Source organism: Caballeronia sp. LZ024, from assembly GCF_031451455.1.
GTDB lineage: Bacteria > Pseudomonadota > Gammaproteobacteria > Burkholderiales > Burkholderiaceae > Caballeronia > Caballeronia telluris.
In genome coordinates this window covers 2338078-2352992 of the sequence record NZ_JARUXL010000001.1, presented here as the reverse complement: position 1 = coordinate 2352992, position 14915 = coordinate 2338078, and the positions used below count along the sequence as shown (strand labels likewise).

Annotated in this window: 19 protein-coding genes; 12 read left to right on the top strand and 7 right to left on the bottom strand. The window is 63.8% G+C overall.

What is annotated here, in order from left to right; genetic code table 11:
- Window positions 1-255: FAD-binding protein (locus tag QCE48_RS10665; RefSeq protein ID WP_309794124.1), on the top strand; the 255-nt coding region annotated here is incomplete at its 5' end.
- Window positions 256-334: 79 nt separating this feature from the next.
- Complete coding sequence (locus tag QCE48_RS31855) at window positions 335-415, top strand: acyl-CoA dehydrogenase N-terminal domain-containing protein (RefSeq protein ID WP_404983350.1); 81 nt, start codon at window positions 335-337, stop codon at window positions 413-415.
- 136 nt (window positions 416-551) lie between these two features.
- On the opposite strand, the gene QCE48_RS10660 is transcribed toward QCE48_RS31855, so the two are convergent.
- The gene (locus QCE48_RS10660) at window positions 552-1844 is read right to left on the bottom strand and encodes a D-amino acid dehydrogenase (RefSeq protein ID WP_309787875.1); all 1293 of its coding nucleotides are present in this window, start codon (window positions 1842-1844) and stop codon (window positions 552-554) included.
- 152 nt (window positions 1845-1996) lie between these two features.
- On the opposite strand from QCE48_RS10660, the gene QCE48_RS10655 reads away from it, so the two are divergent.
- Both QCE48_RS10655 and QCE48_RS10650 read left to right on the top strand, forming a co-directional pair.
- Entirely contained in the window at window positions 1997-2485 is a 489-nt protein-coding gene (locus QCE48_RS10655) for an Lrp/AsnC ligand binding domain-containing protein (protein ID WP_087630710.1), read from the top strand.
- A gap of 69 nt (window positions 2486-2554) precedes the next feature.
- Window positions 2555-3691 (top strand): PA0069 family radical SAM protein, encoded by a 1137-nt coding sequence (locus QCE48_RS10650; RefSeq protein WP_309787876.1) that lies wholly within the window; start codon window positions 2555-2557, stop codon window positions 3689-3691.
- A 6-nt stretch (window positions 3692-3697) separates the two neighbouring features.
- On the opposite strand, the gene QCE48_RS10645 is transcribed toward QCE48_RS10650, so the two are convergent.
- The gene (locus tag QCE48_RS10645; protein ID WP_309788352.1) at window positions 3698-4204 is read right to left on the bottom strand and encodes an NINE protein; all 507 of its coding nucleotides are present in this window, start codon (window positions 4202-4204) and stop codon (window positions 3698-3700) included.
- Between the two features lie 283 nt (window positions 4205-4487).
- Here QCE48_RS10645 and rpsP point away from each other — a divergent pair, with 283 nt between their 5' ends.
- From rpsP to QCE48_RS10615, 6 genes are all read left to right on the top strand, one after another.
- Window positions 4488-4742, top strand: a complete 255-nt coding sequence (gene rpsP / locus QCE48_RS10640; protein WP_008342343.1) for a 30S ribosomal protein S16 — start codon at window positions 4488-4490, stop codon at window positions 4740-4742.
- Window positions 4743-4840: 98 nt separating this feature from the next.
- Window positions 4841-5551 (top strand): ribosome maturation factor RimM, encoded by a 711-nt coding sequence (gene rimM / locus QCE48_RS10635; protein WP_309787877.1) that lies wholly within the window; start codon window positions 4841-4843, stop codon window positions 5549-5551.
- Window positions 5552-5581: 30 nt separating this feature from the next.
- A complete protein-coding gene (gene trmD, locus QCE48_RS10630; protein WP_309787878.1) occupies window positions 5582-6352 on the top strand; it encodes a tRNA (guanosine(37)-N1)-methyltransferase TrmD in 771 nt (256 codons plus the stop codon).
- A 140-nt stretch (window positions 6353-6492) separates the two neighbouring features.
- Window positions 6493-6879 (top strand): 50S ribosomal protein L19, encoded by a 387-nt coding sequence (gene rplS, locus QCE48_RS10625; RefSeq protein ID WP_309787879.1) that lies wholly within the window; start codon window positions 6493-6495, stop codon window positions 6877-6879.
- Between the two features lie 88 nt (window positions 6880-6967).
- Window positions 6968-7669 carry a CoA pyrophosphatase gene (locus QCE48_RS10620; RefSeq protein WP_309787880.1) on the top strand — a complete coding sequence of 234 codons (702 nt, stop codon included), beginning with the start codon at window positions 6968-6970 and terminating at the stop codon, window positions 7667-7669.
- Window positions 7670-7793: 124 nt separating this feature from the next.
- Complete coding sequence (locus tag QCE48_RS10615) at window positions 7794-8732, top strand: CobD/CbiB family protein (protein WP_309787881.1); 939 nt, start codon at window positions 7794-7796, stop codon at window positions 8730-8732.
- A 10-nt stretch (window positions 8733-8742) separates the two neighbouring features.
- Here the strand turns inward: QCE48_RS10615 and QCE48_RS10610 are convergent, their stop codons facing one another.
- From QCE48_RS10610 to QCE48_RS10600, 3 genes are read right to left on the bottom strand one after another with little or no spacing between them, the layout of a single operon-like run.
- Window positions 8743-9066: a DUF2007 domain-containing protein gene (locus QCE48_RS10610; RefSeq protein ID WP_309787882.1), complete on the bottom strand. Its 324-nt coding sequence runs from the start codon at window positions 9064-9066 to the stop codon at window positions 8743-8745.
- A 28-nt stretch (window positions 9067-9094) separates the two neighbouring features.
- Entirely contained in the window at window positions 9095-10027 is a 933-nt protein-coding gene (gene rsgA / locus QCE48_RS10605; RefSeq protein WP_309787883.1) for a ribosome small subunit-dependent GTPase A, read from the bottom strand.
- The gene (locus QCE48_RS10600; RefSeq protein ID WP_309787884.1) at window positions 10024-11298 is read right to left on the bottom strand and encodes a M48 family metallopeptidase; all 1275 of its coding nucleotides are present in this window, start codon (window positions 11296-11298) and stop codon (window positions 10024-10026) included. Before QCE48_RS10600 ends, rsgA begins: the two co-directional genes overlap by 4 nt.
- A 145-nt stretch (window positions 11299-11443) precedes the next feature.
- Between QCE48_RS10600 and orn the strand changes: the two genes are divergently transcribed.
- Complete coding sequence (orn, locus tag QCE48_RS10595) at window positions 11444-12067, top strand: oligoribonuclease (RefSeq protein WP_309787885.1); 624 nt, start codon at window positions 11444-11446, stop codon at window positions 12065-12067.
- Window positions 12068-12076: 9 nt separating this feature from the next.
- Here the strand turns inward: orn and mog are convergent, their stop codons facing one another.
- Together mog and yjgA are read right to left on the bottom strand one after the other, a co-directional pair.
- Window positions 12077-12697, bottom strand: a complete 621-nt coding sequence (gene mog / locus QCE48_RS10590) for a molybdopterin adenylyltransferase (protein WP_309787886.1) — start codon at window positions 12695-12697, stop codon at window positions 12077-12079.
- A complete protein-coding gene (yjgA, locus tag QCE48_RS10585) occupies window positions 12678-13295 on the bottom strand; it encodes a ribosome biogenesis factor YjgA (protein ID WP_309787887.1) in 618 nt (205 codons plus the stop codon). The genes mog and yjgA overlap by 20 nt, the downstream gene beginning before the upstream one ends.
- Window positions 13296-13535: 240 nt before the next feature.
- On the opposite strand from yjgA, the gene pmbA reads away from it, so the two are divergent.
- Window positions 13536-14906 (top strand): metalloprotease PmbA, encoded by a 1371-nt coding sequence (pmbA, locus tag QCE48_RS10580; protein WP_309787888.1) that lies wholly within the window; start codon window positions 13536-13538, stop codon window positions 14904-14906.
- Window positions 14907-14915: the final 9 nt, after the last annotated feature.

Sequence of the window (14915 nt, the reverse complement as noted above, 5' to 3'; positions counted from 1 at the left end):
TCGCGTGCAGCCGTCGATGCGGGCTTTGTCCCGAACGACTATCAAGTCGGGCAGACCGGCAAGATCGTCGCGCCGCAGTTATATGTGGCAGTCGGCATCTCGGGCGCGATCCAGCATCTGGCTGGGATGAAGGACTCGAAAGTCATCGTCGCGATCAACAAGGACGCCGAAGCGCCGATCTTCGGTGTTGCCGATTACGGCCTCGTCGGCGATCTGTTCACGGTCGTGCCGGAGCTGGTGAAAGAACTCGGCTGATCCGCCAAGACGCGCGTAGTACGAACAAGGGGCGCGACGAAAGTCGGCGCCCCTTTGCACATCTGCCGCAGGAGGAGACATGAGTTACTCAGCGCCCGTGAAGGACATGCTGTTCGTCATGAAGGAGCTTGCCGATCTGGTGCCGATCGTGAAGCGCTAGAGTACGGAAGCCTCGGCGTAGAGGTGCATGGCGGCAGGGGTTTCATCGAGGAAACCGGCGCTGCCCAGTGCGCAGCAACGAAAAACGGCGCCCTCGGGCGCCGATTCAGTTTCATCGCGTGCGCGAACGCGGCGCGTCAGGCCCGCGCGTACGACGGCCGCGTGTTCACGCGCGTGTCGCCGAAGTAGCGATGCACCGACAGATCGTCCGACTGGATCGCCGGCTGCTTGCCCGACATCAGATCGGCGAGCAACTGGCCCGAGCCGCACGACATCGTCCAGCCGAGCGTGCCGTGTCCCGTGTTGAGGAACAGGTTCGGCACCGGCGTGCGTCCGACGATCGGCGTGCCGTCCGGCGTCATCGGGCGCAGGCCCGTCCAGAACGATGCCTTCGACGTGTCGCCGCCGCCGGGGAACAGGTCGTTCACGCACATTTCGAGCGTCTCGCGGCGCGCTTGTTTGAGCGACTTGTCATAGCCGACGATCTCCGCCATTCCGCCGACGCGAATCCGGTCGTCGAAACGGGTGATCGCGATCTTGTACGTTTCGTCGAGCACGGTCGACACCGGCGCGGCGTTCGCGTCGACGATCGGCGCGGTGATCGAATAGCCCTTCAGCGGATAGACCGGAATCTTCACGAGATCGCCGAGCAGCCTGGTCGAATACGAGCCGAGCGCCACGACATACGAATCGCCGCGCACGAGTTCGTTGCCGCATTGCACGCCCGCGATGCGGCCGTTCGTCATGGCGAGCGCGTCGATCGGCGTGTTGTAGCGGAACTTCACGCCGAGCGCTTCGGCCATCGCGGCCAGGCGCGTGGTGAACTTCTGGCAGTCGCCGGTTTCGTCGTTCGGCAGGCGCAGGCCGCCCGTCAGCTTGTGCGACACGGCCGCGAGCGCGGGTTCGGCCTTGAAGAGTTCGGCCGGCGAGAGCAGTTCGAACGGCACGTTCGCTTCCTTCAGCACGGCGATGTCTTTCGCGGCGCCGTCGAGTTGCTGCTGCGTGCGGAACACCTGCAGCGTGCCACCGGTGCGTCCTTCGTACTGGATGCCGGTATCGGCGCGCAATGCCTGCAGACAGTCGCGGCTGTATTCCGCGAGGCGCACCATGCGGCCCTTGTTGACCGTGTAGCGATCCTGCGTGCAGTTCTGCAGCATTTTCCACATCCACTGCAGCTGGAACGCCGTGCCGTCGAGCCGGATGGCGAGCGGCGCGTGCTTCTCGAACATCCACTTGACGGCCTTGAGCGGCACGCCCGGCGCCGCCCACGGCGATGCGTATCCCGGCGAAATCTGGCCTGCATTGGCGAAACTCGTTTCGAGAGCGGGGCCCGCCTCACGGTCGATGACCGTGACTTCGTGGCCCGCGCGAGCGAGATAGTAGGCGCTCGTGACGCCGACGACGCCGCTTCCCAGAATGACGATTCGCATGAGTTCTCCGTGAGATTCCGATGGTTGTCACTCGCGTGCGTTCGAAAGAGGAATCGAAGCCAGGATTGACGGTATGTACAGTGTTATCGCCTATACTATTGATGTAAGGCCAGTTTTTGTTATTGTATTTACTCGATTTTTAGTAAAAAAACATGAGAACTCAGCGCAATCCGATTCGCACGCTCGACAAGCTCGATCACAAGATCCTGAACCTGCTCCAGCAGGACGGCCGCATGGCGATGAAGGACCTCGCGGAGCAGGTCGGACTGTCGGTGACGCCGTGCATCGAACGCGTGAAGCGTATGGAGCGCGACCACGTGATCACCGGTTACTACGCGCGCGTGAATCCGGCCGAACTGGGCGCGGCGCTGCTGGTTTTCGTCGAGATCACGCTCGATCACAAGAGCGGCAACATGTTCGAGCAGTTTCGCCGCGAGGTGCAGCGCATTCCCGAAGTGCTCGAGTGCCATCTCGTTTCCGGCGATTTCGACTATCTGATCAAGGCGCGCATCGGCGAAATGGCCGACTACCGAAAACTGCTCGGCGACATCCTGTTGCAGTTGCCGGGCGCGGTGCAGTCGAAAAGCTACGTGGTGATGGAAGAGATCAAGGAGACGCTGACGATCCTCGTCGACGTCTGATTCAGCTTGCAGTCGGCGCTCGATACTGTATATTTATACAGTATCGTAATGTTCAATGGCCTGCCGCACATGTCTTCCGACGATCCGGAATTTCCCATCGCGCCGCCGACGCCGCTGAAAGGGCGAGGCGCGGTCACGAACCTCCAAGGGCGCTACGAGAAAGACGAACGCGAGCGTATCGACGACGGCTGGCTGCACACCGACGCAGCAGACGGCGAAGACTCGCCGGTTCTGCGCACGCAGGTTTTCGAAGAGCGCGCGAAAAGCATCCTGACGCGCAACGCGTCGCCGGATATCCCGTTTACTGTTTCGCTGAATCCGTATCGCGGTTGCGAGCACGGCTGTATCTACTGTTTCGCCCGGCCCACGCACAGTTATCTGGGGGTTTCGCCGGGTCTCGACTTCGAGAGCCGCATTTATGCCAAGGTCAACGCGGGCGAACTGCTCGAACGGGAGTTGTCGAAACCGTTCTATCGGCCGGAACCCATCGCGCTCGGCGTGAATACCGACGCGTATCAGTCCGTCGAACGCGATTTGCGTCTCACGCGCCGGGTGATCGAAATCCTTCACGAGCGCGGGCATCCGTTCGCGGCGATCACGAAGTCTTCGCTGATCGAGCGCGATATCGACCTGCTCGCGCCGATGGCCGAACGCGGACAGGTCATGGCCGCCATCACCGTGACGACGCTCGACGCCGATATCGCGCGCACGCTGGAGCCTCGCGCGGCAACGCCGTCGCGGCGGTTGCGCACGATCCGCACGCTGAGCGAGGCAGGGATTCCGGTGGGTGTCAGCATCGCGCCCGTGATTCCGTTCGTGACGGAGCCGGATATGGAACGGGTGCTGGAAGCGTGCGCCGAAGCGGGCGCGACGAGCGCGAGCTATATCGTGCTGCGTCTGCCGTGGGAGGTCGCGCCGCTTTTCAAGGACTGGCTGGCGGCGCATTTTCCGGATCGCGCGGATCGCGTGATGAGTCGTGTGCGCGACATGCGCGGCGGCAAGGATTACGACTCGAACTTCGCGACGCGGATGAAAGGCGAAGGGCTGTGGGCCGACATGCTGAAGCAGCGTTTCCAGAAAGCGACGAAACGACTTGGCCTGAACGCGCGGCAGCGCGGAATTCTCGACATGTCGGGATTTCGACGACCGGACGTGCCGAACGCTCGCGCTAAAGCGGCCGACAGCGTCCAGCTGAAGCTTTTCTGAACCGCGTTATTGCGAAAGAGCCTTCGCCGCCTGCACCTGGCCTTCGAAATAAGTCTGAAATGTCAGCGCGAGCCCCGTCATCAAAAGAAATGCGCCGATCAGCAGCGAAAACATCACGACGAAGATCACGGTCCAGCCCGAGCGGCTCTGGCGGCCGGTGTTTGCGTTGAACTGCGCGTCCCATTTCGCGTCGGGACGCAGTCCGTAGACGATCGCGGAGAGAAACGCGGCGAGCAACGAGACGGCGCCGGGAAACGCGAGCACCCAGCCGAGCAGCGACGCGCGCTCCGTCGCGGCGAGCAACATGAAGCCGAGCACGCCGAGCACGATGCAGACGATATGCGCCCAGCCGAACTTGTCGCGCATTCCATATAGATAGAACCGATGCGCGCCGATGCTGCCGAGCAGGAAGGCGAGCGCGGCGGTCAGCGTTTTCGAGCGGAAACGATCGGCGGCGGGCCGGCTCGACGTGCTGGAGACGGACGGTTTGGTGGCGGAAGGCGAGGGATTCATCGGCGAAGAGTGAAAGCGGTGGACCTGAAGCGAGGGCGCCGCGCGCCCGACGCCGCATTCTACGCCCCAGCATCGGTTCGCGACGAACCGGGTTGCCGGCATGGTGCGGCGCGCTACAATCCATGTCTGCGTCGCGGCAGAAGACGCCGGTTTGCCGTCTTCCCCGCGCCGTCCGACGCGCGCCATCCCGATTTATCCGGTTAAGTGTTTGTTAAGGCTCCGCTTTCCCGCTATAATCGCGTGTTTTGGTAGTTCCGAACCCCGGTTTTTCAAGGATTTCAGCATGGTCATCATCCGCTTGGCTCGTGGCGGCTCGAAGAAGCGCCCCTTTTACAACATCGTCGCAACCGATTCGCGTAGCCGCCGTGACGGCCGCTTCATCGAGCGCGTTGGTTTCTACAACCCGGTCGCCACGAAGGGCGAATCGCTGCGTATCGCGCAGGACCGCCTGACGTACTGGCAAGGCGTGGGCGCGCAACTGTCGCCGACCGTCGAGCGTCTGGTCAAGCAAGCGCAACAAGCTCAACCGGCTGCCTAAGGTGAAAATCGACGGTGACGTGCGCCGCCAACCGGCGCGCATCGTCCGGTCGATATTCGCTGCCGAGGTTCGGTTGAAGTTTGCTCGAGAGGTCGTCGATGCCAGCGCGTGATTCGGGTTCCGGTCAGACGCACGACGTGCGTTCGGAGCCGAAGCCGGAGCAAAAGGACGCTGCTACGTTCGGTGCGTTCGTGCGCAAGCCGGCCGCGCGCCGCGTGGCCGCTGAGGCTTCGGGCGACGAAACGCGCATCGAGGCGGTTGAAAGCCTGCCGGACGATGCAATCGAAGTCGGTGCAATCGTCGATGCTTACGGCCTGAAGGGCTGGGTCAAGGTCGTGCCGCACGCAAACGCGGGGCACGGCGGCGACGCGATGCTGTCGGCGAAACGCTGGTGGCTCGTGAAAGGCAGCGACCTGAAATCGGCGCGCTGCGTGCAGTCGAAGGTACACAGCGGCACAGTCGTCGCGCGGCTTTCCGGCTGCGACGACCGCGACGCGGCGCTCGCGCTGCGCGGTCACTCGGTGCATATCGCGCGTGGCGACTTCCCGAAGCTCGACGGCGAAGACGAATTCTACTGGGTCGATCTGATCGGCCTCTTTGTCGAGAACGAAGCGGGCGTGGCCTTGGGCCGCGTCGTCGACATGATCGACAACGGCGCGCATTCCATCATGCGCATCGAATATCCGGCTACCTCGAAAGAAGGCAAGCCGGTCAACGGCGAGCGGCTGATCCCGTTCGTCGGCGTGTACGTCAAAACGGTGGATCAGGCGGCGAAGAAAATCGTCGTCGACTGGGACGCCGACTATTAAATCTGTCATGAACAGCAAGGGGAGAGAGCGATGCAGTTCGATGTCGTGACGCTCTTCCCCGACATGTTTCGCGCGCTGACCGACTGGGGCATTACCAGCCGGGCGGTGAAGCAGGAACGGTTCGGTCTGCGCACGTGGAATCCGCGCGATTTCACCACCGACAACTATCGGACCGTCGACGATCGTCCGTATGGCGGCGGCCCCGGCATGGTCATGCTGGCGCGGCCGCTGGAAGACGCGATCGCCGCGGCGAAAGCCGCGCAGGCGGAGCAGGGCATCGCGACCACGCGCGTGGTGATGATGTCGCCGCAAGGTGCGACGCTCGATCACGATCGCGTAATGCGTTTCGCGCAGGAACCCGGCCTCGTGTTGCTGTGCGGACGTTACGAAGCGATCGACCAGCGTCTGATCGAGCGTGTCGTCGATGAAGAAATCAGTCTCGGCGACTTCGTGCTCTCCGGCGGCGAACTGCCGGCGATGGCGCTGATGGACGCGGTCGTGCGGCAGCTTCCGGGCGTGCTGAACGACGCGCAGTCGGCGGTGCAGGACAGTTTCGTCGATGTGTTGCTCGATTGTCCGCATTACACGCGGCCCGAAGAATACGAAGGCATGCGCGTGCCCGATGTGCTGCTCGGCGGCCATCACAAGGAAATCGAGGCGTGGCGGCGGCGCGAGTCGCTGAAGAACACGCTGGAAAAGCGCCCCGATCTGATCGCGCGGGCGCGCAGGAACAAGATGTTGAGCCGTGCCGACGAGGCATGGCTCGCAAGTCTCGCGAAAGAGGCATCGAAAGCGCAGTAGCAATTCGCGCTTTCGGCTGATCGAACGGGGCGCAAAGGCGGCGCTGGCATCGTTGCGGGCGTCAAGATGTAAACCCATCCTCTACCGAGGCCACGCGAAGCGGGCACACAACTTCGGCAAGATGGCACCAGGAGTCAGTAATGAATCTGATTGAACAACTCGAGAAGGAAGAAATCGCGCGCGCACTCGGCGAGAAGTCCATCCCCGAATTCGCCCCCGGCGATACGGTCATCGTCAGCGTCAACGTGGTCGAAGGTACGCGCAAGCGTGTCCAGGCTTACGAAGGCGTGGTGATCGCAAAGCGCAACCGCGGTCTCAACTCGAACTTCATCGTCCGCAAGATTTCGTCGGGCGAAGGCGTCGAGCGTACCTTCCAGACGTACTCGCCGCTGCTCGCGAGCATCGTCGTGAAGCGTCGCGGTGACGTGCGTCGCGCAAAGCTGTACTACCTGCGCGAGCGCTCGGGCAAGTCGGCTCGAATCAAGGAAAAGCTGGTCTCGAAGGACCGTGCTGCTTCGAAGGCATAAGAGCTGCGCTACCCAGAAAAAGCACCCATCCGGGTGCTTTTTTCTTTGATGTGTTCAAATTGGTGTTCCGCCTCGATTTGTTCTCTCCGTGTCCCCCAGCAAGCCATCCACTCCGCGCATCCTCGAACCCGAACTTCTGCCCGTCGTGTCGACCGGCGCGAATCTGCCGCCCATTCCCGCCGCGCGGCTGACGCCCGACGGCCTGCGCGCGCGCTTCAAGGAGACGCTCGACTGGTCGCAGGAAGCGCCCGAAGCGCGCATCAAGGCGATCGGCGGCGATCCGCGCGTGGCGTCGGTGCTGGTGGCGCTCGTGGTGCGCGATCACGGGCTTTCCGTGCTGCTGACTCAGCGCGCGGATCATCTGTCGGACCATGCGGGGCAGATCAGTTTTCCCGGCGGCCGCCGTGAGCCGGAAGACGCCGATGCCGCCGCGACCGCCTTGCGCGAGGCACACGAGGAAGTCGGGCTCGCGCCGGAACGCGTGGAAGTGCTCGGCGCGATGCCCGATTACCTGACAGGCACCGGCTTTCGCGTGACGCCGGTCGTCGCGCTGGTTCATCCGCCGTTTACGCTGACGGCCGACACGCTCGAAGTCGCCGATATCTTCGAAGTCCCGCTCGCCTTTCTGATGAACCCGGCCCATCACGAAGTGCGGCTCTTCAAGTGGGAAGGCGGCGAGCGTCGTTTTTTTGCGATGCCCTACGTCGCGAGCGAAAAGAAGGCTCCGTATTTCATCTGGGGCGCAACGGCCGGCATGTTACGCAATTTCTATCGCTTCCTCGCGGCTTGAGCGATCACGCACGCGCGAGCCTAAGTCATCGTTTATTGCGCGAAATGCTTAGCGCGCTAAACGCGTGCGACGCTGTGCTATCGTTACGCGAAATTCGTAAAACTCGAATGTCTCGGCGCATCGCATGACTTTTTTCTCCGTATTGCTGGCCCTCATCATCGAGCAGGTGCGCGCGCTTTCGCCGCACAATCCCGTGTCGGCGCTGCTCAAATATCATGCGGAATCGACGGCGCACGGATTCGATGCCGGCAAGCCGAAGCATGGCATCCTCGCGTGGCTGGTCGTGGTGTTGCCGTGGACGCTGGCCGTCGGGCTCATCTATTATGTCCTGTACCGGATCAACTTCGTGCTCGCGTTCCTCTGGAACGTGGTGATCGTGTATTTCACGCTCGGTTTCCGTCAGTTCAGCCACTACTTCACCGATATCCACCTCGCGCTCAATAACGACGACGTGCCGCGCGCCCGCGAAGTGCTCGCCGAGTGGACCGGCCTCGACACCGTCGACATGCCGGTGAGCGAAATCGTGCGCCATACGCTGGTCTATGCGGTCGTCGCGTCGCATCGGCATGTGTTCGGCGTGTTCTTCTGGTTTCTGATTCCGATCGGTCCGGCCGGCGCGGTGTTATACCGGATCGCCGAATATCTGGCCCGCACGTGGGCGACGCCGGGGGAAGAGCGCTCGGTCGCATTCACGACGTTTGCGAAACAGGCGTTTTTCGTGATCGACTGGGTGCCGGCGCGGCTGACGGCGCTCGGGTTCGCGATCGTCGGCAATTTCGAGGATGCAATCTACGCCTGGCGCAACCACGCAAAGCAGTGGCCCGATGCGAACGAAGGCGTGCTGCTCGCGGCCGGCAGCGGTGCGCTCGGCGCGCGACTGGCCGGGCCGCTCGCCGAGCCGCTGAGCGTCGAGGCGCTGGCGGTCGGCGATGCAAGCCCGTTGCCCGTCGGCGACGACTGCACACCCCGCACGCTGCAATCGGCGGTCGGGCTCGTGTGGCGCGCCGTGATCCTGTGGATGCTCCTCTTGCTGATGCTCACCATCGCGGTGTGGCTCGCGTAAGGCGCGGCGATCAATCGTCGAGCGGATCGCGCGCCGTGCCGCACTGCCAGCAGACCGTGAACTGAGCTTCGAGCATTTCCCCGCAATTCGCGCAGCGCCACGGCCGCGCGTCCGACGCCGGCCCGCTTTTCGCACGCTCCAAAATCCGCAGCGCCAGCGCCTCGTCGCGATCGTCGACGATCCAGATTTCCGGCGCGCACTGGTCCGCCGGAATGTCCCCCAACGCGCCATTCAGATAGCGGTTGTGCAATTCGCACGGCACGCCCGCGGTCGCAAGCACGTTCACCCAATGCTGGGCCGTGATCAGGTTCGGCGCGCGCGTGAGCCTTTTCATGCCGATGTGCCGTCGCGAAAGCACGCGTTCATCGCACGATCTGGCTGGCTTCGTGCACGAGTTGCGCGTAGAGCGCGTGTCGCTCCGGCCTGATTTGGCCGTCATCGACGGCTTCGAGAATCGCGCAGCCCGGCTCTTGCAGATGATGGCAGTTGTAGAAGCGGCATTTGCCGAGGAATGGCCGGAAGTCGGCGAACGCGCGCTCCAGTTGTCCTTCCGACAGATGATGCAGCCCGAACTCCTGAAACCCCGGCGAATCGATCAGCGAGCCGCCTCCTGGCAGCGGATAGAGGCGCGTGAACGTCGTCGTGTGACGGCCGCTGTTGAGCGCGGTCGAGATTTCGCGCGTCGCGGCTTCGGCCTCCGGCACGAGAATGTTGACGAGCGTCGATTTCCCCATCCCCGACTGGCCTAGCAGGATCGTCGCGCGGGATTTGAGCAGCGCGTCGAGTTGCGGATGCACGGCGCCGGGCGCGAGCTTCGCCGACAACTCGACCACCGTATAGCCAAGGTCCCGATACGGCGCGAGCCGCTCGCGCGCGAGCGGCAGCGCCGCTTCGACGTCGATCTTGTTCAGCACGATCAGCGGTTCGAGTCCGTGCGCTTCGGCGGCGATCAGCGCGCGCCCGAGCAGGTCCTCGCTGAAATGCGGTTCGGTCGCGAGCACGATCAGCAACTGGTCCAGATTCGCCGCGAAGAGCTTCGACTTGAACTGGTCGGATCGATAAAGCAGGTTGCGCCGCTCGCCGATCTCGACGATCACGCCCTGATCCGCCGACGACTGCTCGTAGATCACCCGGTCGCCGACCGCGACTTCGCTTTTCTTGCCGCGCGGGAAGCACTGGAGCATCGCGCTGCCGTCGGCGGGCGCGACGAGATAATGGCGTCCGTGCGCCGCGATCACCGTCCCTTCGATGCGCGCACCGGACGTGCGCGTCGGTTTGCCGGCGCGCGCCGTCATGCGGCGTGCTGCATCAGGCGGTCGATCCGCTGCGACGCCGGCGGATGCGAATAGTAGAACGCGGTATAGAGCGGATCGGGCGTGAGCGTCGACGCGTTGTCTTCATACAGCTTCACGAGCGCATTGACGAGATCCTTCGGATCGGTCTGGCTGGCGGCGAACGCGTCGGCTTCGAATTCGTGCTTGCGCGAGCTGAGGCTGCCGAGCGGCGTCACGAAGAACATGAACACCGGCAACGCGAGCATGAACAGCACGAGGGCCAACCCGTTGTTGCTGCTGCTGTCGACGAGCGATGGCCGCACGCCCAGGCCTTCGTAGAACCACACGGTCTGCGAGAGCCAGCCGAGCAGCGCGAGCATCGCGAGGCTGATCGCGAACATGACGACGAGCAGTTTCAGCACGTGGCGCCGCTTGAAGTGCCCGAGTTCATGCGCGAGCACCGCTTCGATTTCGCTGCCGGACAGGCGCGCGAGGAGCGTGTCGAAGAAAACGATGCGCTTCGCCGCGCCGAAGCCCGTAAAATACGCGTTGCCGTGCGCGGAGCGGCGGCTGCCGTCCATCACGAAAAGGCCTTTGGCCGCGAAGCCGGTGCGCGACATCAGGTTTTCGATGCGCGCGCGCAGCGCTTCGTCCTTCAGCGGCTCGAACTTGTTGAAGAGCGGCGCGATGAAGGTCGGATAAACGATCATCGCGAGCAGTTGGAACGCCACCCACACGATCCACGTCCAGAGCCACCAGAGCGGCCCCGCGCGGTTCATCAGCCAGAGCGTGACGAACAGCAGCGGCAAGCCGATCGCGATGCCGAGCAGCACGCCCTTCACGAGATCGACGAAAAAGAGCTTCTTCGACATGCGGTTGAAGCCGAACTTCTCTTCGACGACGAAATGACGGATGAAGTCGAACGGCAGGTCGATAAGGCTCGTGATCGCGATCACCGACGCGACGAGCGCGATCTGTCCGAGATAGCCGCGGCCGAGCCAGCCGCTGATCGCGAGATCGAGTTGCTGCACGCCGCCGAGCAGCGTCAGCGCGACGAGCACGGCCGCGCTCACGACCACTTCGATCATCGTGAGGCGGGTACGCTCGACGGTGTAGTCGGCGGCGCGCTGGTGCGCGGCGAGCGCGATCGTGCCGGTGAACTGCTGCGGCACCTGGCTGCGGTTCGCCGCGACATGGCGGATCTGGCGCGAAGCCAGCCAGAGCTTGGTTCCGACCATCGCGACGAGCGCCACGACGAACACGACCGAGACGACGAGATTGAGATTGGACATCCGGGGATTCCGATTGGACTATGCGAGAATTATAGGTTCTTGGCCGCGCTGGCGTCGCTCGATGCGCCGGTTTCAGCCGGCGCTTTCCGGCTTCGGCGCCAGCATACACGCGAGCGCGGCCCGTCTCCCATTCCAGGCGTTCTCCATGACCGACATACTCGATCCTTCCGAACCGGCGAATTCTGCCGTACTCGTGCGCAGCGACATGAACCTCGTGTGGCTCGACATGGAGATGACGGGCCTCGAACCCGACAACGACCGCATCATCGAAATCGCGGTCGTCGTGACGAATTCGACGCTCGACAAGCTGGTGGAAGGGCCGGTGCTCGCGATTCATCAGGACGAGGAAGCGCTCGGCAAGATGGACGAATGGAACCGCAACACGCACGGCCGCTCCGGGCTGACCGAGCGCGTGCGGGCGTCGACGGTGGATGAAGCCGAAGCCACGCGCCAGATTCGCGAATTCCTCGGGCAATACGTGCCGCCGGGCAAATCGCCGATGTGCGGCAATTCGATCTGCCAGGACCGCCGCTTCATGGCGCGCTGGATGCCCGAACTGGAAGCGTTCTTCCACTATCGCAATCTCGACGTCAGCACGCTGAAGGAATTGTGCCGCCGCTGGCAGCCCGCGATCTACAAGGGTTTCCAGAAGCGCGCGATGCACACCGCGCTCGCCGACATCCACGAGTCCATCGACGAACTGAAGTATTACCGCGAGCGCTTCCTGATTCCGGGCGCGACCGCCGCTTCGGCGAGCGACGCGACTTAAGCCCTTCGTTCAGGCCTTCGGACGGATCGCGCTTTTCGGCCGGAACGCGGCGACCGCTTCCGGCCGCGTTTCGATGTACGGTCCGCCGATCAGGTCGATGCAATAGGGCACTGCGGCGAAGATGCCGGGCACCTGGGTCTTGCCGTCGGCGTCTTTCAACCCTTCGAGCGTTTCGCGAATCGACTTCGGCTGGCCGGGCAGATTGATGATGAGCGCGGCGTGAGCTGCCGTTTCGCGGATCACCGCGACCTGCCGCGACAGGATCGCCGTCGGCACGAAATTCAGGCTGATCTGGCGCATCTGTTCGCCAAAACCGGGCATCGGCTTCGTCGCGACGGCGAGCGTCGCCTCGGGCGTCACGTCGCGCCGCGCGGGGCCGGTGCCGCCCGTCGTCAGCACGAGATCGCAGCCGATCGCGTCCACCAGTTCGACGAGCGTCGCGGAAATGGTCGCGGCGTCGTCCTGGATCAGGCGCGTCTCGGTGCGCCACGGCGTCGCGAGCGCCGTGCCCAGCCACGTTTCGAGCGACGGAATGCCTTTGTCTTCATAGACGCCCTGCGACGCGCGATCGCTGATCGACACGAGCCCGATCAGCACTTCGTCCGGATGATTACGCGTGGGTTTCGTCATCGTCGTCGGCCCGTTCGCCGTCTGCGTCGTCTTCGTCTTCTTCCACGCCCGCCGCGTTCTTGATCCACTGGAACAGCTCGCGGAAATAGCGCGGCGGTTTCTGCTGCTCGCGTTCCTTGCGCGCATTGCGGATCAGCGTGCGGCCTTCCTGTGCATCGACGCCCGGATGCTCGCGGATGAAGTCGGTCAGCGCGGCGTCGTCGGCGAGCAGTTTTTCGCGCGTGCGCTCGATCCAGTGCAGCTTCGCCGTTTCGGCGCGGTTCACGCCGCGATAGCTGTCGAGCGCGGTGCGGATCAGCGCGGTTTCGTCGTCGGTCAGCGAGCGCATCACGCGGCCGACGTATTGCACCTGACGGCGCTTGCCTTCGTGATCGGTGATGCGGCGCGCTTCGCGCACGGCGTCGTCGAGGCTTTCGGGCATCGGCATGCGCTTTAACGCGTCTTTCGGCAGCGCGATGAGCGCCTCGCCCAGTTCCTGCAGCGCGTGCATGTCGCGCTTCAACTGGGATTTGCTGGGACGGTCGTAACCGTTGTCGTTCGCGTCCTGCTCGGCGGCGGACGCGTTTTCGATCGGTTGAATGCGGGTTTTTCGGTTCATCGCGATATTGTAGCTTGCCGGCCTGCCGGTGAATTCCCGGGCACGCGCGAGCAGGCCCCGAAGTCCTTCGACGTTGACGAGTGAATGCGCGCCGACCTTGCTATGATCGCGTGATGCGCTCGAAGCGCGCGATGCGCCGGCGCGCTTGCTACGACCGGGCATCCCGCTGCGGCAGCAGGGCGGACCCACGCAACGAACACGCGGGCCCTCAGTTCGGCCCGACCCTCAAGGCAACGAAAAATGGCAGCAGACATGGACGTCAAACAACGCTTTTTCCCGCATACCCAGGACGAGCTGAAGGAAATCGCGTCCGATATCCTGCGTCACGCGAAGGAACTCGGTGCCACCGACGCGGCCACCGAAATCTCCGAGGGCGACGGCCTGTCCGTCAGCGTGCGGCGCGGCGAAGTCGAGACGATCGAGCACAACCGCGACAAGATGGTCGGCGTGACAGTGTTCATCGGCAAGAAGCGCGGCAATGCGAGCACCGCCGACTTCACGCGCCAGGCGCTGAAGGACACGGTCGCGGCCGCGTACAACATCGCGCGCTTCACGGCTGAGGACAGCGCCGCCGGCCTCGCGGAAGAAGAACTGCTCGAAAAGTCGCCGCAGGATCTCGATCTTTATCACCCGTGGCACATCGACGCCGAGGAAGCCGCCGACGTCGCACGGCGCGCGGAAGATGCCGCGTTCGCCGTCGATCCGCGCATCAAGAATTCGGAAGGCGCGAGCATCTCGGCGCAGCATTCGCAGTTCGTGCTCGCGACCTCGCGCGGGTTTCTCGCCGGCTATCCGTACTCGCGCCACTACATCTCGTGCGCGCCGATCGCCGGCAGCGGCCGCAACATGCAGCGCGACGACTGGTACACATCCAAACGCAACGCCGCCGACCTGGCCGACCCGGAAGCCGTCGGCCGATACGCAGCCGAGCGCGCGCTGTCGCGCATCGGCGCGCGCAGTCTCGACACCCGCAAGTGCCGCGTGCTGTTTGAAGCGCCGCTCGCGGCCGGCATTCTCGGCGCGTTCGTGCAGGCGGTGAGCGGCGGCGCGCTGTATCGCAAGACCACGTTCCTCGTCGACAGCCTCGGCAAGCCGGTGTTCGCGCCGCATGTCCAGGTCGTCGAAGACCCGCACGTGCGCGGCGGCATGGGCAGCGCGCCGTTCGACGAAGAAGGCGTGCGCACGCAACGCCGCAGCGTCGTCGAGGATGGCGTCGTGCAGGGCTATTTCCTGTCGACGTATTCGGCGCGCAAGCTCGGCATGAAGACGACCGGCAACGCGGGCGGCTCGCACAACCTGTCGCTGCGCAGTTCGCTCACGAAGCCGGAAGACGATTTCGAAGCGATGCTGAAGAAGCTCGGCACGGGCCTCTTGCTGACCGAACTGATGGGGCAGGGCGTGAACTACGTGACGGGCGATTATTCGCGCGGCGCGTCGGGTTTCTGGGTCGAGAACGGCAAGATCCAGTATCCGGTCGAGGAAATCACGGTTGCGAGCACGTTGCAGGAGATGTTCCGCCACATCGAGGCGATCGGCGCGGACACCGTCGTGCGCGGGACCAAGGAAATCGGCTCGGTCCTGATCGAGAAGATGACGATCGCGGGGCAGTAGGCGCTTTTT